This is a genomic window from Rhodococcus sp. RCBS9 (assembly GCF_029457415.1).
Lineage (GTDB): Bacteria > Actinomycetota > Actinomycetes > Mycobacteriales > Mycobacteriaceae > Rhodococcus_F > Rhodococcus_F qingshengii.
Genome location: NZ_CP120422.1, coordinates 1 through 21,701, shown reverse-complemented (window position 1 = coordinate 21,701; position 21,701 = coordinate 1). Strand labels below are relative to the sequence as shown.

Annotated in this window: 18 protein-coding genes; 17 read left to right on the top strand and 1 reads right to left on the bottom strand. The window is 58.1% G+C overall.

The window, feature by feature from the left end; translation table 11 throughout:
• The first annotated feature begins 35 nt into the window (after positions 1-35).
• Genes P0M12_RS00090 through P0M12_RS00080 form a run of 3 tightly spaced genes read left to right on the top strand, consistent with a single transcriptional unit; the run spans position 36 to position 1,440 of the window.
• On the top strand, positions 36-602 hold the full coding sequence (locus tag P0M12_RS00090) for a hypothetical protein (protein WP_276116670.1): 567 nt from the start codon (positions 36-38) through the stop codon (positions 600-602).
• A gap of 17 nt (positions 603-619) precedes the next feature.
• Positions 620-1,081, top strand: a complete 462-nt coding sequence (locus tag P0M12_RS00085) for a hypothetical protein (protein ID WP_276116671.1) — start codon at positions 620-622, stop codon at positions 1,079-1,081.
• A gap of 23 nt (positions 1,082-1,104) precedes the next feature.
• On the top strand, positions 1,105-1,440 hold the full coding sequence (locus P0M12_RS00080; RefSeq protein WP_277377258.1) for a hypothetical protein: 336 nt from the start codon (positions 1,105-1,107) through the stop codon (positions 1,438-1,440).
• Positions 1,441-1,450: 10 nt separating this feature from the next.
• On the opposite strand, the gene P0M12_RS00075 is transcribed toward P0M12_RS00080, so the two are convergent.
• Complete coding sequence (locus tag P0M12_RS00075) at positions 1,451-1,813, bottom strand: hypothetical protein (protein ID WP_277377257.1); 363 nt, start codon at positions 1,811-1,813, stop codon at positions 1,451-1,453.
• A gap of 133 nt (positions 1,814-1,946) precedes the next feature.
• Here P0M12_RS00075 and P0M12_RS00070 point away from each other — a divergent pair, with 133 nt between their 5' ends.
• The 14 genes from P0M12_RS00070 to P0M12_RS00005 all read left to right on the top strand — a co-directional run bounded on the left by P0M12_RS00070 (position 1,947) and on the right by P0M12_RS00005 (position 20,756).
• On the top strand, positions 1,947-6,950 hold the full coding sequence (locus P0M12_RS00070) for a phage tail tape measure protein (RefSeq protein ID WP_277377256.1): 5,004 nt from the start codon (positions 1,947-1,949) through the stop codon (positions 6,948-6,950).
• 3 nt (positions 6,951-6,953) lie between these two features.
• A complete protein-coding gene (locus tag P0M12_RS00065) occupies positions 6,954-7,850 on the top strand; it encodes a phage tail protein (protein WP_277377255.1) in 897 nt (298 codons plus the stop codon).
• A gap of 13 nt (positions 7,851-7,863) precedes the next feature.
• Complete coding sequence (locus P0M12_RS00060) at positions 7,864-9,504, top strand: phage tail protein (protein WP_276116675.1); 1,641 nt, start codon at positions 7,864-7,866, stop codon at positions 9,502-9,504.
• Entirely contained in the window at positions 9,504-10,118 is a 615-nt protein-coding gene (locus P0M12_RS00055; protein WP_210377259.1) for a DUF2744 domain-containing protein, read from the top strand. The genes P0M12_RS00060 and P0M12_RS00055 overlap by 1 nt, the downstream gene beginning before the upstream one ends.
• On the top strand, positions 10,118-11,506 hold the full coding sequence (locus P0M12_RS00050) for a GH25 family lysozyme (RefSeq protein ID WP_277377254.1): 1,389 nt from the start codon (positions 10,118-10,120) through the stop codon (positions 11,504-11,506). The genes P0M12_RS00055 and P0M12_RS00050 overlap by 1 nt, the downstream gene beginning before the upstream one ends.
• Entirely contained in the window at positions 11,499-11,792 is a 294-nt protein-coding gene (locus tag P0M12_RS00045) for a hypothetical protein (protein ID WP_277377253.1), read from the top strand. Before P0M12_RS00050 ends, P0M12_RS00045 begins: the two co-directional genes overlap by 8 nt.
• Positions 11,779-12,156 carry a hypothetical protein gene (locus tag P0M12_RS00040; protein WP_210377253.1) on the top strand — a complete coding sequence of 126 codons (378 nt, stop codon included), beginning with the start codon at positions 11,779-11,781 and terminating at the stop codon, positions 12,154-12,156. The genes P0M12_RS00045 and P0M12_RS00040 overlap by 14 nt, the downstream gene beginning before the upstream one ends.
• An 89-nt stretch (positions 12,157-12,245) precedes the next feature.
• Positions 12,246-13,193 carry a hypothetical protein gene (locus P0M12_RS00035; RefSeq protein WP_277377317.1) on the top strand — a complete coding sequence of 316 codons (948 nt, stop codon included), beginning with the start codon at positions 12,246-12,248 and terminating at the stop codon, positions 13,191-13,193.
• A gap of 573 nt (positions 13,194-13,766) precedes the next feature.
• Positions 13,767-14,420 carry a translation initiation factor IF-2 N-terminal domain-containing protein gene (locus tag P0M12_RS00030; RefSeq protein WP_277377251.1) on the top strand — a complete coding sequence of 218 codons (654 nt, stop codon included), beginning with the start codon at positions 13,767-13,769 and terminating at the stop codon, positions 14,418-14,420.
• The gene (locus P0M12_RS00025) at positions 14,413-14,736 is read left to right on the top strand and encodes a hypothetical protein (RefSeq protein ID WP_277377250.1); all 324 of its coding nucleotides are present in this window, start codon (positions 14,413-14,415) and stop codon (positions 14,734-14,736) included. Before P0M12_RS00030 ends, P0M12_RS00025 begins: the two co-directional genes overlap by 8 nt.
• The gene (locus P0M12_RS00020) at positions 14,733-16,325 is read left to right on the top strand and encodes a hypothetical protein (protein WP_277377249.1); all 1,593 of its coding nucleotides are present in this window, start codon (positions 14,733-14,735) and stop codon (positions 16,323-16,325) included. Before P0M12_RS00025 ends, P0M12_RS00020 begins: the two co-directional genes overlap by 4 nt.
• 1 nt (position 16,326) lies before the next feature.
• Positions 16,327-16,974 (top strand): hypothetical protein, encoded by a 648-nt coding sequence (locus P0M12_RS00015; RefSeq protein ID WP_210377245.1) that lies wholly within the window; start codon positions 16,327-16,329, stop codon positions 16,972-16,974.
• A 164-nt stretch (positions 16,975-17,138) separates the two neighbouring features.
• The gene (locus P0M12_RS00010; RefSeq protein WP_277377316.1) at positions 17,139-18,722 is read left to right on the top strand and encodes a hypothetical protein; all 1,584 of its coding nucleotides are present in this window, start codon (positions 17,139-17,141) and stop codon (positions 18,720-18,722) included.
• Positions 18,723-19,490: 768 nt separating this feature from the next.
• Positions 19,491-20,756: a hypothetical protein gene (locus P0M12_RS00005; protein WP_277377315.1), complete on the top strand. Its 1,266-nt coding sequence runs from the start codon at positions 19,491-19,493 to the stop codon at positions 20,754-20,756.
• Positions 20,757-21,701: the final 945 nt, after the last annotated feature.

The window sequence follows — 21,701 nt, the reverse complement described above, 5'->3', positions numbered from 1 at the left end:
CCCGCGCTTGGTGTGGGCTTTTCTGGAGGTTTTTTGTGAGTACTCATGCAGATCCGAATAAGGCTTATGTTTGGCAGGATGGTGACGCGTTCCGTGCTCCTGCTGGCACTGCGGCACCTACTGATCCGTTTGGTTTGACCCTTGTTACTGGCACTGCGCCTGGTGTGACTTGGGATGCGTTCGGCGGTATTGAGGCGGGGTTTGAGCAGAACCCCAGCCAGGACACCAAGGAGTTGCCGATCTGGAACTACCGCCAGTCGTCTTACAAGATTGCTCGCGGCCCGCGTTCTGATCGTTTGAAGCTGAAGCCTGTCGATTACTCGAAGGCGACTGTGCTGACCCTGTTGCAGGGCGGTGAAATCGTTGAGACTGCACCGGATTCCGGAATCTTCAAGTGGGTGATTGGGGATTCGGAGGAGTTCGCGATCCTGTTGCGCCTTGAGGATGAGGATGACAAGCAGGTGCTGTATTGCGAGCGGGCGACGTTGTTCACTCCGCCTCCGCGTTCGCTTGGTGGAGACAAGATTGATGGCTTTGAGCTTGAGTTGCTGGCGTTGTCGCCGGTTCAGCTTCTGACTAACAGTAACCCGCTCGCACCTTAATTTGAGGAGTTTTTTGTATGCCTGGCGCACCCCGTAAGTCTGTTTCGAAGGTTGAGCCCACTGTGGTTGAGTCTGAGGTGGTTGCAGATGAGGTCGATGATGCTTTTGACCTTCTGTCCGTGTTGGACACTGAAGATCTTCCACCTGTTCCGGTGAAGTTGAAGGATGCGAAGTTCGACATCCGACGAAGCTACAGCGGTGAAGAGTCGATTCAGTTTGGTGCCTATTTGCGTGCCGATCAGATCGAGTTGGCGATGAAGCTGATCGCAGGCGATGAAGGTGGTAGTGCGATTGCACGACATCTCGGTGACTGTTCAATTGAGCAGGCTGTGAAGCTGATCAACAAGCTCGGGAACATTTCGACGCTGACTTCGGGGGAAGCGTTGGCGCTCTTGCCTGCCTCACTACGCGGGATGGATGGAGCGCTGCCCTCACAGGATGCGAACGCTACTACGGTCGAGGCCTCCGCGAAATCTTGAGGGAGCCACTTCGGGACTGCGCGTTGAAGATCCGTGCGGTGATGGAGTGGCTTGAGGCGGAGAAGCGGGATTCTGAGAATCTCGCGATGCTGGTGGATCGCGATGATTACTGGTTGAACTCTGAGTACGCGAATTGGATCGCAGATCCTGATGACAAGGATGCTCAGAGGGAGCGGGACAGGCGGAAGCGTGAGGGTATTAAGCCTCCGCCTCTGCCTGTGTTGCCTCCGGTGGGTAAGCGGTCTGTGTCGGATACGTCTTTGTTGGTGGCGGAGTTTTTGGAGAAGCGTGCTGTGGTTGAGCCGCCGAAGCCCAAACCGCGTTTGGCGAACCTGGTGACACAATGGCAGGTCGGCTGATCCCGAGGATTTACGGATTTCCGCTTGTGTAGTCGACATCCAGGTTGGCGTTATAGGTGCCGCCGGTTTGGGTGGTGGCGCAGTTGAAGGAGTAGTCGAACGCACCGACCGTCGATGAGAACACCCCTTGCAGGCGACCTGTTGTGTAATAGAGCCCGTTCCCATGGTCACTAGTAGTGACCTCGGAATAGACAGGATCTTTCGCCGCCTCTGCGAGATCGCTCATCCGCTTGATACACGCAGCTTCTGCAGCGGCGGTCGCAGGATCTTGCGTCGCCGTGGGGGCCTGCTCAACGGGCTGTTCCTGCTCTGATCCGCACCCAGTAATCGCTACAGCTACTGCTGCCAGTACGTAGGCAAGTTTCATTTTCATATTCAGATCATCTCATGCGGTCTTCTCAAGCCAGATAACTCTGTACGCGCTGAGCGACAACTGAATATTCATATTTCCGGTAGCCCGTGGACTTCGAGTCTTCGGGCTACCGGCGTTTCCATAGGAGGTGGCCGTGGCTGGTGGTCGCATTGATGTCGAGGTCGCAGCAGACCTGTCCGAGTTCAACTCTCAGTTCGAACAAGGCCTTGAAGGTGCAGGCGAGGCCGCATCGAACTTCGCGGGAAAGATCGCCGGAGTACTCGCCTTCACAGGTGCTGCTGTGTCGTTCGGGTCGATCATTGACAAAGGTAACGAGTTCACGCGAACTCTGAACGCGATGTCTGGTGTCTCCGGCGCTACTGGCGAGCAGATGGACGCCATCAAGGCGAAGGCGATGGCACTCGGCAACGATGTTGAGTTGTCCGCCACCTCAGCTAATGATGCTGCTGCTGCGATGACGGAACTCGCCAAGGGCGGGTTCTCTGTCGACCAGTCGATGGAAGCAGCGAAAGGCACTTTGCAGCTTGCCGCTGCAGCGCAGATTGATGCCGCCGAGGCGGCAACAATTCAGTCCCAGGCTTTGCAGGCGTTCGGACTTGATGCAAGTTATGCCGCAACAGCTTCCGATGTGTTGGCGAATGCCGCGAACGCGTCGAGCGCTGAGATCACAGATATCGCCGCGGGATTGCAGCAATCGGGTGCCGTCGCGAACCAGTTCGGGCTTTCGATCGAAGAAACGTCTGCAACTCTGGGTGTTCTCGCCAATGCCGGCATCACGGGATCTGACGCAGGAACGCTGCTCAAGTCAACGCTTCTGTCTTTGACTGACACGAGTAAGCCAGCTCAGGCTGCGATGGAAACTCTCGGCCTCACTGTGTATGACACGCAGGGCAATTTCGTTGGCATGGAGTCACTGTTCGGGCAGTTGAAGGACGCTTCTGCCGAGTTGACTCCCGAGATTTATCAGCAGGCGTCGGCAACGCTTTTCGGCTCGGATGCCATGCGCCTTTCTGGCGTCGCCGCTGAGCAGGGATCCGATGGCTGGAACTTGATGCGGGAGGCTATCGGTCGGCAGGGTGCCGCGGCTGAACTCGCTGCTGCGCAGAATCAGGGCTTGCCTGGCGTATTCGAGAAGATCGAGAACACATCCGAGCGACTGCAGCTGCAGTTGTATGACCTGATTGACGGGCCACTGACTTCGTTCGGTAATACGGCCGTTGGTTTGGCGGACGGTGCGCTGGACAAGTTTGATGTGGCGCTTGGTAACTCGGGTGGCGTGGTCCAGGGCTTCAACGAAGTTATCTCAGGTTCTTTGACGAACCTGCCGATGCTGTCGGGGACGTTCAACAATGTTGTTCGCGCCGGCGACTCGATGCGTGAGATGGCATTGAGTATTCGCGACGGTCTTGTTGAGATTGCGGAAGGCGCAACAACTTCTGGTGGCGCGCTCGATACGCTGCAAGGTGGGCTTTCGCTGGCAACGGGCGTTGGAGCGACCGCGCTCGCAGTGCTAACCCCGGTTGTCGGCGTTGTAGCCTCTGCTGCTGGCGCTTTCGGTTCTTTGCCGGGGCCAATTCAAGCTGTGGTTACCGGGTTGGTGGCGTTCAAGATTGCGTCGATGGCCAGCTCGGCCTTCATGGCGCGGAGCACTGACGGCATGGGCCGGATGGCAACCGCTGCACACGGTCTCGGCACCCGCATTCAGGGCATCGGTCCGGCCACGACAAGCGCTTACACCGGGTTGCGATCGATTGTGACCGCGAGTGGCGGGCTGGTGAACACCGCTCGTGTCGGCACCGTCCAAATGGGGTCCTTCGGTTCGTCCATCCAGCGCCTCGGGACACACTCTCCCGCGATTGCAAGCATGCAGGGCGCATTTGTGAACGCCGCCGCTGGTGCATCTACGTTCGGCCGTACAGCCGGCACCGTCGCTGCTGGGTTTGCAGGTCTCAAGACTGCTGCTGGTGGGCTGATGGGCGCTCTGGGTGGTCCCGCCGGGCTTGCGGTGATGGGTGTCGTTGCAGCACTGTCGATCTATTCGATGAATCAGCGGAAGGCTGCGCAAGCAGCCGCTGAGCATGAGGAGTCAATCAAGAGCCTCATTGGGACCTTGGATGAGCAGACTGGCGCGATCACAGAACGGACCTATCAGCAGAAGGCATCTGAACTTGCGGATAGTGGCGCAATCAAGTCTGCCAGGGATTACGGGATCGCTGAGACTGACCTTGTTGCGGCACACCTGAATCAGGCTGACGCACTTGGTCGCACGAACCAAGTCATTGACGACAATATCAAGAGGTCGCTCACTTCTTCTGAACTGTACCGAGATTCAGAGAAGAACTACAAAGCGGCTGGCATCTCTCTGCAGGACCTTACTGACGCACTAGGTGGGGCTCCCGGCAAGTACGACGAAGTTAACGGAAAGATCCAAGACTGGAACCGCAACATGGGTGCGTCTGGCGCGGCGAACTCGTCGATGATGGAATCGTTGGGCGCACTCAAGGGCGGAATGGACACCGCTGGCCAGGGAGCTGCGAACCTTGGCACTGAGATCGGTAAGTCGAACGTCGACCTTGCTGCTGCCCAGCAGCGCGCTTCGGATGCCGCTGCGGCTCTAGAGAAGGGTCGTTCACCTGCCAGTCAGTTCAGCGATGCAATGCAGAAGCTGGGCGGCATGGCAGGCAGCGCCGAAGAGAAACTCTCCGCGCTCTCGAATGCGCTGACCATCTTCAACGGTGGAACTGTTGGGCTAGAGCAGGCGCAATCCCGCCTTGCGGAAGCGAGTGACGCTACAAAGGCAGCGTTCGCGGATGCAGCTGGCGTCGGTGCGATTGTCAACGGCGCGTTTGACGTGAGCACTGAGACTGGCCGACGCCTGCTGGACGCGACTAACTCTCAGCAGCAGGCAACTTTGGCGAATGCTCAGGCAGCGTACGAAGCGAAGAAGAATGTTGGCGATCTTGCTGGCGCGCAGGCTGATGCGACCGCGGTTGTTGCGGCCTCGCGTCAGACGTTTTTGGACCAGATTGCCACGATGGGGATCGTTGGCGATGAGGCGCAACGGATGGCCGATAAGTACATCGGAATCCCCTCCGTCATCTCAACACTCCTGACTCTCGACAATCAGAGCTTCAAACTGAACGCGCAAGAGTCCGAGAACATTATCGCAATGCTGAGTGGGCTTGAAGCAACGCCGCAGGTGACTGCAATACTCACGAAGCTCAAAGAGGGTAAGGCGATCACCACTCAGGATCTTGCTGAGTTGTCGAAGTCCACGGCTGATCCTGCAGTTGTTCTGAAGATCGCAGAGGCGTTGGCGAATTCACAGCAGGTCAAGGACGATCTGGCTGGGATCAAGGACAAGACGGTCACGATCAGCGTTCAGTACAACTCGATTCGAGACGTGGCGCTGCAGTACGGACCTGGTTCGCCTGAAGCATGGGCGGAGATGGCTCGCCAGCAGCAAATAAGTGGGCGAGCCCTAGGTGGACCGATTGAAGGCGGCATTCCAGGTAAGGACTCTGTTCCGATTCTGGCGATGCCTGGCGAGCACATGCTCACCACTGCGGATGTTGACAGTCTGGGCGGGCAAGAAGGTGTCTTCCGGTTCCGTGCTGCGCTAGCGCAAGGCAAGGTCGGGAAGTTCGCGGATGGTGGGGCTATCGGCTCTGACGGCCTCGACAACATGATCAACTTTGCCCGAGCCAAGGCCGGTATCGGTTACGACTACGGGCCGTGGGACTGCTCGATGTACATGTCTCACATCGCTGCAACCGGCATGGGGCAGCAACCGCGGCGTCTGTGGACGACATACTCGATCCTCGGCGGTGACCTTCAGGGCATGCAGCTTGGTGGCAGTGAAGGCCACTTCCGGATCGGTGTCAGCCAGGAACATATGGCTGGCACGTTGTTCTTCAAGGACGGGTCTCGGGTCGATGTCGAGAACGGTGGCAGTAACTCCGGTTCGACGTTCGGCGGTAACGCTGCCGGCTATGACGACAGTCAGTTCCCTGCGCAGATCCATCTTCCGGATTCGGCGCTTTCACCGGCATTGCAGATGGCTCTCACAGGTGGCTCTGGCGCGTCGTACTCGGGTGGTGTGGCGAACGAGCCGTGGACTGAGAAGGATGCTCTGGCGCTGGAATCGGCTCGTGTAGCGGTCATTCAGGCGAAGGAAGCTCAGGACAAGGTCAACGCGAACGAGAAGAAAACTGACGCTGACAGGCAGCAAGCTGAGTTGAAGGTTCAGCGGGCGGAGCTGAAAGTCCGTGAGCTTGAGCAAAAGCGTGACGGTACGGGTGCGGGTAAGGCGATTGGTCCTGCGCCTGAGCTTCAGGGCGCGATGACTGATGATGCGATCTCGTTGCGGAACGCTGAAATCGCTGTAGTTGATGCGCAGCTGGCTCGTGACAAGACGTATGCAGCGGCCGAGTCCACATCCATCGACCGAGAGAAAGCCGACATAGCCGTGTTCTCGGCGCAGAACGCTCTCGAAAAGGCGAAGGCGGGGGACGGCGCGAAGACCTTCAATCTGAAGGATCGCGTAAAGAGCTACGGCACTGACGTAGTCGGCATTCTGGTTGACGCCGCATTCGAACAACTTCCTAGTGCGCTTTCGGAGTCTCGTTGGATCACAACGGACTGGGAAGGGCTGATGGGGGTTAAGCCGAAGCCTGTGGCTGCGGCTCCGTCGTTCTCTCAGGCCGAGATTGATGCGCAGTTGCCGGCAACTCCGGGCGCGCCTGGTTGGCAGACGGCTATTGCTTCTGTGGCTGGCGATGATTGGCAGAAGCGACTTGCTGACGCTTTGAACATGCCGACTGTCCTGCGTGATGGCGGTGGTCCGGTTCCTCACGGCACGGCTGCGTTGAATTTGTCGGGCGCTGAGGAATGGATGCTGACGGCGGACGAGCGACTGAATTTGTCTCGTGACTTCGCGTTGATGCGTGGCGCAACGAACCGTGGTGGCGACGGTGCGTCTCTGGATCTGTCTGGACTGATGTCGCAGGTAGATCGCCTGGTCGAGCATGCTGACCGACCGAACGTCACCTATCAAACCAGGGATATTGATGCGGCATTGCGGCAGGACCGCCTTGATCGCAGGAAGCAGTCTCTGACGTTTTCACGAAGAAGGTAACGAATGCCCGACACTCTTGTCGAGCTGGAGGACATTCGTGGCAACTTGTTTACATTGGCAGGCCCAGGACAAGGCGATCGTGGCATTGTCCTGGGTACTGATGTGGACGGTATCTACGATGCTCCAGTCAAAACGATTCAAAATTCGCATGCATTCCAGACGGGTTCAACGTATGGGGGCAAGCGAAACCTGCAACGCGACATCGTATTCGGAGTCTACGCACACCATGATGATGGTGACAAGAACTGGAGTTTCAATGACTCTGAGTGGCGTAAGGGCTGGTCGTATGAGCAGGACTGCAAGCTGTGGATCACTACCGAGGATTCGCGGCGCTATCTGAAATTGCGGATGTCTCAGCATCCTGAGTTCAAACCTGAGCACGATCCGAATGGGACGCAGATCGAAAAGGTTGTAATGACCTGTGTCGCAAACGATCCGTGGTGGTATGAGAAGAACGATGTGACCGACCTGTGGGAGTCGCCTACGAGCACTCTCAATGGTTCGATCAATTACGGGACTGTGTCGGTGTCGAATCCGACGGATGTCCCGATCTGGCTGAAATACGTCGTGCATGGTGCAGCGAAACCGATGTTGCCGGACTTCAGTTTTGGTGACGACCGCTACGAGCGCGCCGAGATTGATGCAGACCGGAAGCTGTGGCTGCCAAAGATCACGGCCGGTGACACGATCGTGTATGACACCGACGAGGAAGCTGATCAGGCCACGTCACGCCTGAAGATCCCGTACTGGCAACAGATGAACGGCGTCACGTTCTGCTATCCAATCCCGCCGTACACGAAAAAGATTCAGTTACCGGTGGGGATGACGTTGGCCGCGGCCGGTATGGGGATTCAGGTGCGTTGTCCGCGCCCGTGGTCTCGTCCGTGGGGGCTTCAATGATTGGGGGTGTTCGATGACGGCACCTTCGATTACTGATTACGATGCTGCGTTCGCCGAGATCACCAATCGCCTGAAGGCAGAGAAGAAGCGCCGGCTGGTTCCTCCTCTTGTCCGGTTGTGGGATGGGGATTGGAATCTCCGCGGCATTGTGAAACGCGAGAACAACGCCTCGTTCCAGTATCTCGATAACGAGACTGGGATCGGTTCGTTGGAGATGCCGCTGGACTATTTCATGTCGAAGTGGCTGGTCGACGTTGACGGCCGCGGTACGACGAACGTGCACATCACAGTAGACAAGGACGGCTCCCGGTGGGGTGGCCGGATGGATGAGTTCAAGATCATCAAAGATGATCAGGGACGCAAGTTCATTCGAGTGTTCTTCAAGAACGACTATGAAGAGCTGAAACACATTCTGGCGTGGTCGAATCCGTTTCTGCCGGCTGAGATTCAGTTTCCGCGATTGTGGGTGTGCTTCGGGCGTGCTCGTTGGGCGCTGAAGACGACTCTGCTGGTGAATCTTATGCGGCTCGAATCGTCGTTGTTCATGCTGCCTGACGATCCGATGGATCCGGGGCAGTGGTTCAACTTCGATCAGTCGACGTGGTGGAATGTCGTCAAACCTGATCTGACGCCGGATCATTCGGTGGGTGCGCTTGTGCATTCGCGTTTCAAGAACATGCACGAGGTTTCGAAGAAGATTGTTGCGGATGCGCAGTTGTCTTGGGAGCCTCGGCGTTTCTTGGCGGGTGATCCGCCTCCGTGGCCGGGCGCGAATGTGCGGCATGGCTGCCTTGTCTGGGATTTGATCGACAAGTCCGGTTGGAATACTGGTACATCGTTCGGCGGCAACATCTTCAGTGGTCTCGTTCATGAACTGATCAATATCGGTGCGGATGGCAAAACTGAGAATGTTGAGCAGGTCGATGACCCGAATGTCCCTGGCGAGTATCTGACTCCGGGCTATAAGGGCACGATTCCGTCGATGCCGGGTGTTGTTTACCGCGAGGGTGAGCACACGGGCATTCAAGCATCGGAGTTCAGCCATAGGCCGGCTACTGATGTTGGGGTTGTAGCTGGCGGCCACTCGATGCCGGGAATGAACGAGTTGATCTCTGCGACTGTGCAGATGGTCGGCGACCTCACGGCAATGATTCCGGGCGTGCCACCTCTAGGCGGTGTGGCTGATGCAATTCTGAAGCCTTTGTACACCGATGTGTTCATGGCGTTCGGGAAGTGGAAGAGCCCGCAGAGGGCGCAACGTCTCGGCAAGAACCATTATCACGAGCGGTGGGCTGACGGGGCGGACAAGGCGTACACGCTGTCGTTCCTGTTGGCTATGCGGTCCGGCATGTGGTCGACACGTGAAACGAACAGTGTCACTTTGACTGTCGCTGACGGTGCGCCGTGGCGTATCGGTCAACTTGGTCACGGCCATTTCTTCCTTGGTGATCGTGTGGCGTTCTCAGTTCTGGGGATGAAGCCGGGACGTTTGTTCGTGGAACGTGTTTCGGAGTTGACGCTTGCGTGGGATCGGGACACTACGCCGACTTGGCAGATTCAGATCGGCCAGCGTGAAGCTGAGGATCCGATTGCTCGGATGGCTGAAGATTTGCAGGACTTTTTGGGGATGCTTCAAGAATTGGGGGTGGTCTAGTGTCGGATCGTATTCCTACGCTGGAGAATTGTGATCAGTCTGATCCTGAGCAGGTGCTGCAGTGGATTGCGGTGCAGCTGCCGTTTGCCGGGAAGCAGGAGTACACCCCTGGACCTGATCAGCGTGCTGCGTGGTCGAAGCGGTGGGATTCGCTGGCGATTGTGTATGCGCCGAGTTTGGTGAAGTTGGCTGACGAGAACGGGAATATTCATGTCAGCCAGCTTCCGCAACCGAAGCTCAAACTTCGTGTTCCGCATCGTGGTCAGCAGCATTACTTGAATGGTGCGATGCAGTGGGTTGATATTGATGAGCCTGAGCTGGATCCGGTGGCGCTGCCTGATATGGGGGAGTACACGCGGCATGAGCAGGAGTTCGTTGCAGAGCAACTGCGCTATCACGGTGTTGTGAAGGACGCTGCGTCGGAGTCGGATTCGGCTGAGGTTGTTGACTCTTCGGAGTTGTTTGATCCGGCTGATCATACGGTTTCTGGGGTTAATGGGTATTTGTTGGCTCCAATTCCGTTGTCGGAGAAGCGGCGTGTGATTGCTGCGGAGATGGCGTCGAAGAAGCCTCGGCAGGGGATTTTGAATGCGCCGCAGAATAGGGGTTTGTGATGGCTGCGAAGTTTTGGCCGTTGGAGCGCGGACTGGTGGTGACTTCAGGTTTCGGTTCGCGTTGGGGGACCACTCACTGGGGCACTGATTTCGGTAAGGATGGTGGCTCTGGTGGGCTGCCGGTGTTCGCGGTTCAAGGTGGAACTGTTGTGGGTTCCGGGGCGGCGTCCGGGTTCGGTCAGTGGGTTGTAGTGGATCATCCGACTGCTGACGGGTCGGGCACGACTGTGTATGGGCATGTGATCCCGGAGGTCGCGGTCGGCGCTCGTGTTGAGGCTGGTCAGCGCATTGCCCGTATCAATCCTGTGAAGGGTGCGGGGAATGGCAATGTTGATCCGCATCTGCATTTGGAATGGCACAAGTCAGTGTGGTCGGCGAATGGTGCGGACCGAATGGATCCGTTGCCGTTGTTGGATGGTGCGTCGTATCCCGGTGAGGCTGCGCCGAAGCCTGATGTTGGGGGTGAACGGGTGACGTTCTTCGGGATTGATATTGCGTCATATCAGGCTGGCTTGGATATGTCGCGGGTGAAGTCTGAAGGCTTCTCGTACGTGATCGCGAAGGCAACTGAGGGTGCAAGTTACACGAATCCGGAGTACCGCCGGCAGCGTGATGGGGCTCGGGCGAACGGACTGTTGTTCGGCTCTTATCACTATGTGAAGTCGGCGGATTCGGCGCGGGCGCAGGTTGACCGGTATGAGTCGGTTGAGCCTGACCGGAGTATTCCGGTGATGCTGGATCACGAGTTGTCGTCTGGCGATGCGGGTGTTTTGCGGGCGGTGTTCGCAGAGTTTGTTGCTCGCGGTTATCGCGTGAATTTGGTGTATCTGCCGCGCTGGTATTGGTCGGGGCATATCGGTTCACCGGATCTTTCGGGTTTGCCGCCGTTGATGGCGTCCAACTATGTGACCGGTGGCGGTTTCGCCAGCGTCTTGTACGACAGGGCGGGCGGCGACGGGTCTGCTCGTTGGGATGGCTACGGCAACAACAGTGTTGCGGTGTTGCAGTTTTCTGATCAGGGCCGTGTGGCTGATTACTCGTTGGATGTGAATGCCTTCCGGGGCACAGTGGAAGATTTGGCTGCTCTGTTTGGGGTGGCCCCTTTGGAGGTTGTTATGTCTCTTGCGGACGAAGAGTTGGGGAAGTCGTTCCCTTCGCGGTCGATTTATCGTGATCATGATCAGGTTGTGGATACGTTGGCCGGGTTTGTGTTGAACATGGACGCACGTATTCACGAGGATTTTGTTGTGGCTCAGGCGAAGTTGGGTGTGCCTGAGTATGTGGAGAAGGTTCGTCGTGTGGCGGCGAATGGTATGGCTGGTGTGGGTGATCAGGATTCGAAGAATCGCGCTCAGGCTGTGTTGGATGGGTTGGTGAGCGATGTCTGAGGTTACGCAGGTTGCGAATTCGTGGCGTACTACGGTTCGTACTGGGTTTCAGGTGGGGTTGGCGTTGGTGTCGATTCTGCCGGTGTTGTTGTTGACTTCGGGTTTGTCGGCGACTGTGGTTGGTGCGCAGTTGATTGCGGTGTCGGCGGTGGTGGCGAAGGTGATGGCGTTGCCGCAGGTGAATGCGTTCATCGAGCGGTTTGTGCCGTGGTTGGCTGCTGAGCCGGTTCCGGTGACCGCGAAGCATCGACCGAAGCCCGCGGGCGGCGTCGGTGAATCCGCCTGAGACGCATCCTTTGGTTTTGTGGGTGGGGGTGATCGCGGCGGTACTTGCTGTCGTCGCGGTCATTGTCGCTAAGACCAAAGAGATTGCTGCTCCGATTGCTGTGTGGTTGTCCAGCATTGAGGAGCGCAGGATCGAGCGTCAGGCTCGTATTGAGGCTGCTGCACGGATTTTGAATGATGCTCGGGTGGATACGCTTTCGGTTCAGGTGCGCGGTTTGGCTGGGCAGTTGGATGAGGCGTTGCGGGAGATTGTGTCGTTGCGTGCGGAGTTGCATGCGGAGCGTTCTGCTCGTGAGCGGTTGGCTGAGCTGGAAGCGGAGAATGCGGTGTTGCGTACCCGCGTGAATGGTCTTGGGGGTGTGTAGTGACTACTCCTGGTATTGGTGCTCCGGATGGGGCGTATGTGGTTGGTTCGCGTTACGGCCAGGATGTGCCGAGAACTGAAGCTGGCGTCATGGCGCTGGTCAAGGGGCAGACCGCTAGTCCTTGGCAGGGGGCCCAGAACAAGTTCCGGGTGAATGGCCGTGCTCTAGAGGAAGATTTGCGGCTCGTTAATAAACATGAGTCGGAGATTGGGGAATTGGTTGACGCCTACCGTCAGCTAATCCTTCAGGGCGAGGCCCAGGTGTTCACCAAGTCTGGGATGTATCGCAAGACTGAGGGCTGTGTGTCGATCGAGGTCATCATGATCAGCGGTGGTGGCGGCGGCGGCGCGGGCAAGTGGGACATCCGCGGCGGCGATTATCGGGGCGGTGGCCATGGCGGCGGTGGTGGCGGTGAACTATATGCGAAGATTCCGGCCATGCTTTTGCCGGATGAAATGCTGGTAGAGGTTCACTGGGACGGGCTGGGTGTCGGTGGTGTCGGCTCTGAAGCGTCAGGGACTGGCGGCGGTACCGTCAAGTTCGGCAACGTCCTTACAGCGGTTGGCGGCAATGGCGGATTGGGCGCTTCTGGCAACCTCCGACCCGCTGCGACTGGCGGTACTGGACTAATCGTCGGCGGCACCGGCGGGTTGGGCTGGGTGGTCAATGCCGACAACACGGAGTCTCCGCAAGGTCGCGGGTCGGTGGGCGGCAACTCCACATATGCTGGCGAGCTTCGCGGCGGTGGCGGCGGTGGCGGCGGAGGGTCTCCATACATTGGCTATTCGTGGCGCGGTGGAACTGGCGCGGCCTTCCCTGGCGGTGAACCTGGATTCGATGGAATGTCTCCAGCGCAGATCATTGCGACCGGCGGTGGTGGCGGCGGGGGCGGAACGGACGCCCGAAGGAATGGCGGCAACGGCGGCTGGCCCGGTGGTGGTGGAGGTGGCGGTTGCGGCGGGACGCTTGCCAGCAACAACGGCAACGGCGGAAATGGCGCTTCTGGTGTTGTTTACATCATTGAGCGGATGACGTAATGCCTTATGTCGAACTGAAAATGTTTGGGGAGAACGGAATCTGGGTCAAACCTCCGCGGCTCTACGCTGTGGAGTTCGTGTGCCGTGGCGGCGGCGGTGGCGGTAGTTTGCTAGCTGGAACTGGCGCTGGGCATGGCGGTGGCGGCGGTTCAGCCACTCGCTCCTTACGCAGGGTCCTCGCATCTGACTTGCCTGACTCCCTGGAAGTCGTTGTGGGCCAAGGTGGCGCTGGTGGACGCCCCGGCGGCAACCGGAATGGCTCAGATGGCGGAGAATCCCAGTTCGGCGACCTCATTGCCGCGGGAGGCGGGACGGGCGCAACCACTTCAAGCCCAGGCTCTGGCGGCATCGGTTCATTCGTTGGCGCTAACGGTGGAGCCGGGGGCCAGAGAGGGCAGGACGCAGTATCCAGCAAGCGGGACATGTTCACTGGCGGGGCTGGTGGCGGCGGTGGGGGTCAGCCTGGCGGTTCCGCCGGTTGGCGCTTCCCGGGCGAAGGCGTTCCCACTGCAGGGAATAACGGAGTCGGCTGGCGCATGTGGTGGCAGGTTCTCAGCTCTGGGTGCGGCGGAGGTGGAGCTACTTCGTCCACATCTGGCATGGCTGGCGCTGGAGGTTTCCCCTCTGGCGGTGGCGGCGGCGGCAATGGGAATGTGGCGGCCGGCAATGGCGGGAATGGTTGCGTCACAGTCATTGAATACATTTATGACAATGAAGGGTAGTGGCTACGTGAGCAAAATTGCGAAGGTACTGGTTGACGATTACAAGGGCGCACCGGGCCGGGCGAGACTGTTTCGATTGTCGGAAACGTTGGATGGTTACGACGAGGTTCTGATCTGGCTTCAAGATTCGATTGGACCGATGGGGCCTGAGGTCAATGTGGTTGGCACTAACCTTATTACGGGCAAACCTAAGCTGGGGTTTCCGCTTCCCGGTTCGTGCAAGCTACAGCACATGGTTGAGTTTGAAGACGCCTGCTTGTGGGCGCTGGCGACGGCTGGCGGATACACGATGGAAGCGGCTGACCCGGAACCGGAACCCGATGAAGCGAGATTCTCTCAGGATTTGCGCGTCTATGAACTGGCTTACAAGCTCGATGTTCCATCGGCTCGCGTCATCAAGACGCTCGAAGCCCTTGGCATCGAAGGTAAGACACCGAGTTCGAATGTTGGCCCTGCGGATGCTGAGCGTGTTCGCGACTACCTGAATGAGGCGACGGATGGCTGACATTCGCAAACCAACACCCAAGGGTGCATTGAACCTGCCTACGGTGGGGGATTTTGTGTACTGGTACGCGTTCGAGGACGGTATCGAGTTCCCAAACGGCACTCAAATGTACTTTCTGTTGGGCGATCCTGAAGACACACAGTTGAAGTGGGACTTCGCAATCACGGGCGATACAGCGTCGATCAAGATTGAGTCTGAGGTGGTTGCAACTGTCGATACGGGAACAAAGTATTGGTTGATGCTGAAAGACACCACAACAACCCCGACAACCGAGACTGAGTTGCAGACCGGAACCGTGAAGAAGGTGAACGCATGATTCTGGTTGGTAGTGACGGGGACCGGATTGTCTTGGGGGAGGAAGCCACTGGCAGTGGAGGTGTGCTCGTTCCGTTGGAGGGTCCTCCCGGCAAGGACTCAACCGTTCCAGGCCCCCCTGGCCGAAACGTCGATGGTATTACCCTCTCCGGTGACAACCTGGTCTTCGACATGTCGCAGGGTGCAGATATTGCGGTCGCCGTCCCGGCGATCACCGAAGCGAACCAGGCCGCGGGACGGGCTGAAGATGCTGCCGATATCGCAGTCCAGACCGCAGCAGGCATCCAGGATGTTGCGTCCGATGCGGCTCAGGTGGCGGAGGATCTTCTGGCTGTGGAATCCGCGGCGTCCGCAGTCGCGACCGACCGTCAGACGGTTACTGATGCGCGTGATGTCGTGGTCACCGCGAAACAGGATGTCGAGCAGGTCAAGATCGACGTAGTGCAGGCGAAGGGCAGTGTTGACAACACGGCTGCCTTGGTCGACCAAACTCTCGCGCAGTACGGCGTTCAGTTCGTCGCAGAGAGGGAACTGTCGCAGCAAGCGGTGACGGACGCGACGGCGCAGGCGCAGCGAGCTGAGGATGCCGCTGACGGCATCGTTGCGGGTTCTGTGCTCGACAACGCAGTCACGACCCCGAAGCTGGCTGACGAGGCTGTCACGAAGGCGAAGACCTCACCGGCTGTGCAGGCCTCGCTGAACAAGGCCGACGGGTCGGTGCAAGGGGATGACGCTCGACTGACCAATGCGCGGACACCCACGGCGCACGTTCACGCCGAGGCTGACGTCACAGGACTGACTGCGAAGTTGGCGACCAAGGCTGACATCGACGGCAACGGGTTCCTCGTGCAGTCGCAGATCCCTGCCGTGGCAATCCGAGAGTTCCTCGGTTCGGTCGCAACTCAGGCCGCGATGCTCGCGCTTGTGGGGCAAAAGGGCGACTGGTGCTCAAGGTCTGATCGAGGGTCTGACTTTCAGATCATCGGGAACGATCCGACACAGCTCACGAGTTGGCGTGAGAACACCTATCCCGCTTCACCAGTTTCGTCGGTCAACGGACGCCAGGGAGCGGTCACAACCCAGACCGTCGACATCACCGACTCGACCGCAGTGGGACGTGCAGTGATGAAAGCGGCCGATGCTGGTGCAGGCCGGCTGGCGCTCGGCGTTGACGCACCCTCTGACACACGTAGTCCATCTCCTGGGTCGGTGACCATCGCGACGATGGCTTCGGCTGCGAAACAAGACACTCTCCGATTCGGACTCTGGTCGGACACCCGCAAAGTTGGTGTGGGTGACGGATTCGCGCTTGACGGCTGGGAGTTCACCTACCCTGTCGTGGTGACGGGCTGGAAAGTGCAGCTCGGAACTGCCGACGCAGTGGGCGGCATTGCCACCTCTGTTCAGATGAAGAAGAACGGCAACGATGTTTCTAGCGCAACCGTCAGTGTCGCAGCCGGATCGCTCACGGGTTCAGTGACAGGATCGTTCGCTTTCGCGGCCGGGGACGTCCTCACCTTCAGTCAGACCACTGTCGGAACGACACCCGGCAAGCGAGCTTCGATCATTCTGTCGATGACGAGGACCTGACATGTCGATGTATTGGTTTAACTCGGGCTCAGTCGATCTCGTACCGCAGATATCGGCAACCGCGTACCACTTCAAAACCACTGGCTCGACGCTGTCGTTCAACCTGCCGCCGGCCGAAGTGGGCGACATACGCATTGCAGCGGTCGCCTCGATCCGCGCCTATGTCACTACCCGGCCACCGACGGGGTGGGTCACAATCCAAGACAACGGCAGTTGGTCCAACAACAACTTGTTCGTTTTCGGGCGGGCCAAACAAGCTGGCGATTCCGATGCCGTGTCTTGGGCCACCGCTGGTTACGACAGTGAGTTCATCGTCTTCGTGGCGGTGCTTCCCAAGGTCGCCGCGGTGCCGAACGCTTCCGCGAAGTCCGAAGGTACTGGGCTCACGTGGCCGACTCCGGCAGTGACGACGACTATGCCGAATTGCTTGATCCTGCGATACGCGGTCAGTTCCGGAACAGGTGTCTCCGAGATCGTCTGGGGCCCGGACGTCGAGTCGGTTTTCTCATACACCATCGCCGACAAAGTAACTCTCGGTGTCGCAATCCAAAAGGCACGAGACCCAGGTGTCTACGCGGCAGTCAACGCCGGACAACCAGCGAGCCGAAGATTCTCGACAACAACGGTCGCAGCAGCACCTGCCGCGTAGACCTGCCGGGCGCGCTTTCCGGACGACTCCATGCGCCGCAACGGGACAGCGTGGGTGCTGCGTATAGGTCCAAAACAACGAATGGGCTACCGCCCCATAGCGGCGGATTCGTTAAAGCAGAGCGAATTGTTGCCCAATCTATTTCGCATATCTCAAGGAGAACAATGACTTTTGCCAGCCAGCCAGGTTCGATTGACGGACCTTCAACAGTTTCGAGAGTTCTGGACCCCGCGGAGGGGGCGGCACCGGCAGTCGCGGTCCACGATAGTTTGCCGGGTTTGGACGCCACAGGCATCAACGATTCGTCACAAGCATTACAGGACGCAGTCAACTCCACACTTGATGGCTCAAAGCTCATCATTCCGCCGGGGACGTATCGAATCGACTCGACTATCAATATTGACAACAAGTCGATTCAGATCTCCTGTTACGGTTGCCAGTTTACGAAGACGACGCCAGGCAAGATCTTCAATTTCAAGGCCTCCACCGAGACTGTGTACTCGGTTTCAGCGCTTACAGTTACCACTGCAGTCGAGGAGACATCGCAGGACGCGGTCCAATTGACAATCGCGGGAACCCCCAACTGGTCTCGCGGCGACATTGTGAAACTCGTAGCTGACGACGTTCTCGTGGGTGTTCGACCTGGCTCGAACGGAAACGAATCCCGGACCGGTCAATTCATGGTCGTGCATTCCTCCGGGTCCGACACGGTGGAACTTCTTGGAACACTTCGAGATCCGTTTACCAAGAATATTCGTGTAGCACGTCTGACTCGACACGCAGTCTCGATCGAGGGTGGCACCTTCACACACCCAAACACTGGCGGAGTCGTGGGCTTCACCCAGCTCATTGCGCCGCGTATCAACAATGTTGATATCACCTCAACGAATGGCGAAGCGATATCATTCAATGGGTGCGTGGCGTACCAGGCCGACGATATCGTCATCAACTACGCCCAAAACGATCCGGCCAACGGAATATACGGCTACGGCATCCTCGACAACGCATCCGCCTACGGCAAGGTGCGCGGGTTGCATGCGATGCGCGTTCGACACGCGTTCACGGACGATACACAGCGAATTGTCGAGAACTCGGTCGCACTCACTTACTACGGACGTACCTTCGGCGCGACAATCTCGGAATCTCGGGGTATCGCGTGCAGTCAGTCGGCGTGGTCAACGCATGCGGCATCAGAATCGGTGAGTTTCGTCAACTGTGATGCGATCGATTGCTACACCTTCGCCGGCCTCCGGGGTCGGAATCATCGCATCTACGGTGGCAATGCCATCGACTGCTATCTCGGTTTCAACATCTTCTCCGAGGACATGGACACGGATTCTTACGGGCATATCGTGGATGGTCTTCAGTTGATCCGGCCCAAGCGGAGTTACGTTGTGGAAGTTAATCTCAATCCCGTATCGAAGGAGCGCGAGAAACGCCCTTCACACATCCGCAACTTGTCTGTCGAGGGTATGGCCGCTCCGCTGATCAATGTGTACAACGGCACATTACGGGTCAGCGGGATAACGGCGACTGCAGCGGCCACACTTACCAAAGATGCGGGTGTGTTCCGGTTGCGTAATGCAGTTGTTGAGGGACGCGGTGTCGATGTCGATTGGCGGAACAACACTTCGGGGGCAACTTTGCGATTCGCCTCGGTGGAGGGAGTCGCGGTTTCGGAACTACGACTCGACGAGGTGGCCTTCCGGTTCTCCGAATCGGTTCGTACCCGACGCACCGCTTTGTGAGTGTCGATCCTACGAACACGAGTTCGGTCGTACGACTCGGCGGCGTGGAATTGGGAGGGAAGCCGGTTGTCATCTCCGATGCGCTGGCGCCGGGTTCATATATCGAGTGGGCGGCAGGGCCGGATTCGGCCGCGTATGTTGCGTTGGCGACTACGGCAATTGAAAACCCTGTATCGACAGCACAAGTCGCGTACACGTCCGCGCCACAGGTGACGATGAAACTTCATGCGAGTGACGGGGCGCGAACGCTGGCTTCACTGCCTGCATCTCAGCAGAAGGGGCAGCGACTGGTCATCTTTTCGTCGTCAACTGGAGCAGTGACTATTCCCCATGCGATGGCGTCGAGGATTCAGCTGGCAGGTGGCGTGGACGTAAAGCTAGCTCAGTATCAGTCAGTGTCCCTCTTTTGGGACGAGACCTGTTGGCGTCAAAGCTAGCCATGGCGGTCGGCCGACAGGACCTGAAGCGTCATTTAGCTCAAACCTTCGAGCGCGGGGGATTTTGGTGCTTCATGAACTTCTGATCGCGGCAGTTCCCGCGGATGGATTGGATTGAAATAGCTGTGATCTGACCCTGACCCTGACACTAGTCAACCTGGCACTTTGGATTCGCGCATCTGGCGCAAGACGCGCCACAGCGAAAATGCACCGGACGCCGAGTTGTTCAGTATCGAACAACCTGAGAAGAAGGCAAATACGGCCAAAACGAAGCGCCCACAATCTCTATGTACGACACCACTTTTAGTATTGCCAACAAGAAAGGCAACCAATGCCGCTCGAATACTGCACTGCCCGAGTCCATCTCACCACCGACGCTGCAAACGACATCCCAGATGGAGCACCAGGCGCTGAAGTGGGCCGTGCAACCATCCCCACTCTCGATGAAATACCGAACAACTCTGTTGGACTGGCACAACTAAGTCCTGACGTGCGGGAGATAGTCGAATCTGTCGCGACCAAGATTGACCAAACAGCCGGAGACAGTCGATACGCTCCGGCTGAAGGTTCGCCTGTCTATTCCCTGAAAAACGTGATCGACGCCGAAGAGTACCGGCTGGCAGGGGATCTGTACGACCACCAGCGAGTTCAACGGGCCGTGACAGCAGCAGCGAACCTCGGAGTTCGTGAAGTGCTTCTCAAAAAGGCGAAATACACCTTTCGTCAAGGCATCAATATGAACGGTTGCCACGACTTGACTATCCGCGGCGCCGGCCCATTTAGTACTGAGATCTACATCCCAGGAACGCCGGCCGACGCGACTGTCTACTCCGGGTTCTGGACCAGCGGAGACTGCAGCGGCCTGCTCTTCGATGACTTCACCATTCGCGGCACTGCTGTCGATGACGTCACCGGCCCGCGCCGAGCACGGACGTACTCACCCACTCCCGGTGTCTCTCAGGCTTTCACCTTTCGTGGTGACCTAATCCCGACAAGTGAGGGTGTAACACCCAACCCGGCCTACCCAGTGGTCCGGGATATCGAGATCGGTCCGGGCATCCGAGTCAAAGGCACTAGGACGCTACCGTGGTTGTTCGCTGGGGTGCGGGGCAAGGCCACAGCGCGTGGTGCATACGTCGAAAACACGATGGACGCTTCGTGGATCTTCTGCGAAATCGTAGAAGCCCACAACCTCACAAGCATCAACTCCGCAGACAATGCATTTAGCTTTTCTCGCGGAAACAAGTGCGTCAATTTCTCGAACCTCACTGCGATCAATCCTGCCTACTATGCAGTGTGGATTTCTGGTTTCAGAACTTCCAATCCAGGTGCGGACGGCCCGAGTTGGGCTGGCCCACACGGTGTTACCGGATCGGGCGTGATCGGAAGGAACTGTGGAATGGGTGGGCTTCTTCTCGATGACGCACCTCGCAATGGCACCGTCACCGGGGTGATGATCGACGGAGTACGTCGGGGGCCGAGCGATGAACCGTCAGCTCTCGGTGGTGTCGGGATCAGGTTCGGCGGATTTCAAGCAACGACCGGGTCAGCCCGTCCGAGTACGCCAGCAACTTCTCTGTCAGCGACTTCGTATTGATCGATTGTGCCAAAGGTGGCGTTCAACCCACAGGATCAATGGACTGCTCTGTCCACGACGGCAAGATCATCAACTGCGGAAGCGAATTCACGGAGGACGGTTCGACCGTCATATCCAGCTCGGATACAGCGCAGAACTTTGGGATCGGAACCGCGGGAATCGAAGCTGGAACTGTCGTTCGGTTCGGCGTATACAACGTGAAGGTAGTAGACACCAGGTCGACGCCGCGAACCAACTACCCTCTACCTTGAAGGAACCGTGAATTCGGAGTGGTTCAATGTGACAGGGCATGGCACCCGAAGGACCGCTGCAACTGATCGGGTCGCCACAGAACGTCGGCTGTTGGGATCCACAATTTTCGAATCCATGCTGACACTTCCGTCGGGCCTGCGCAGCGGGGCAACTGGAGCAGTAGGCACTGTCCGCGGGTTGGATGTCAATGGAGCTCCTGGATCCCGCCGACAAATCGGGCAAGCTCTTACGGGCGGGGTATCCCGCTGGGAGGTTGCAGTTACCGGGGACGCGGAGGCCGGGTCGAATGCAGGGTCGAACTATGTCGTTGCCGGGTACGCGGACAGCGGAACGAAATTGGCGGACTATCTGACCATTCGCAGAAGTGATGGCCGGGCCTCGTTCGGAGGGGCCGCGCAACTCAAGTCCTACTCCACGGCGGGCCGACCAAGTGCGTCGACATCAGGAGCTGGGGCGAGTATCTATGACACGACGTTAGGTAAGCCGGTTTGGTCCGATGGTTCAGGATGGAAGGACGCATCCGGAACGGTAGTGTGACCGCCGGAACCACTCATCGGTTGGTTAATGGCAATCACAACTAGGGGCATTGCCGCAATCCAGAAGATCTGGTCTACCTCCCGAAATTCTGTTTTGACTTGTGTTTTGAAGTTGAGATGCCCGTTTCAATGAAGACGATAAGGATGCCCCCAACCT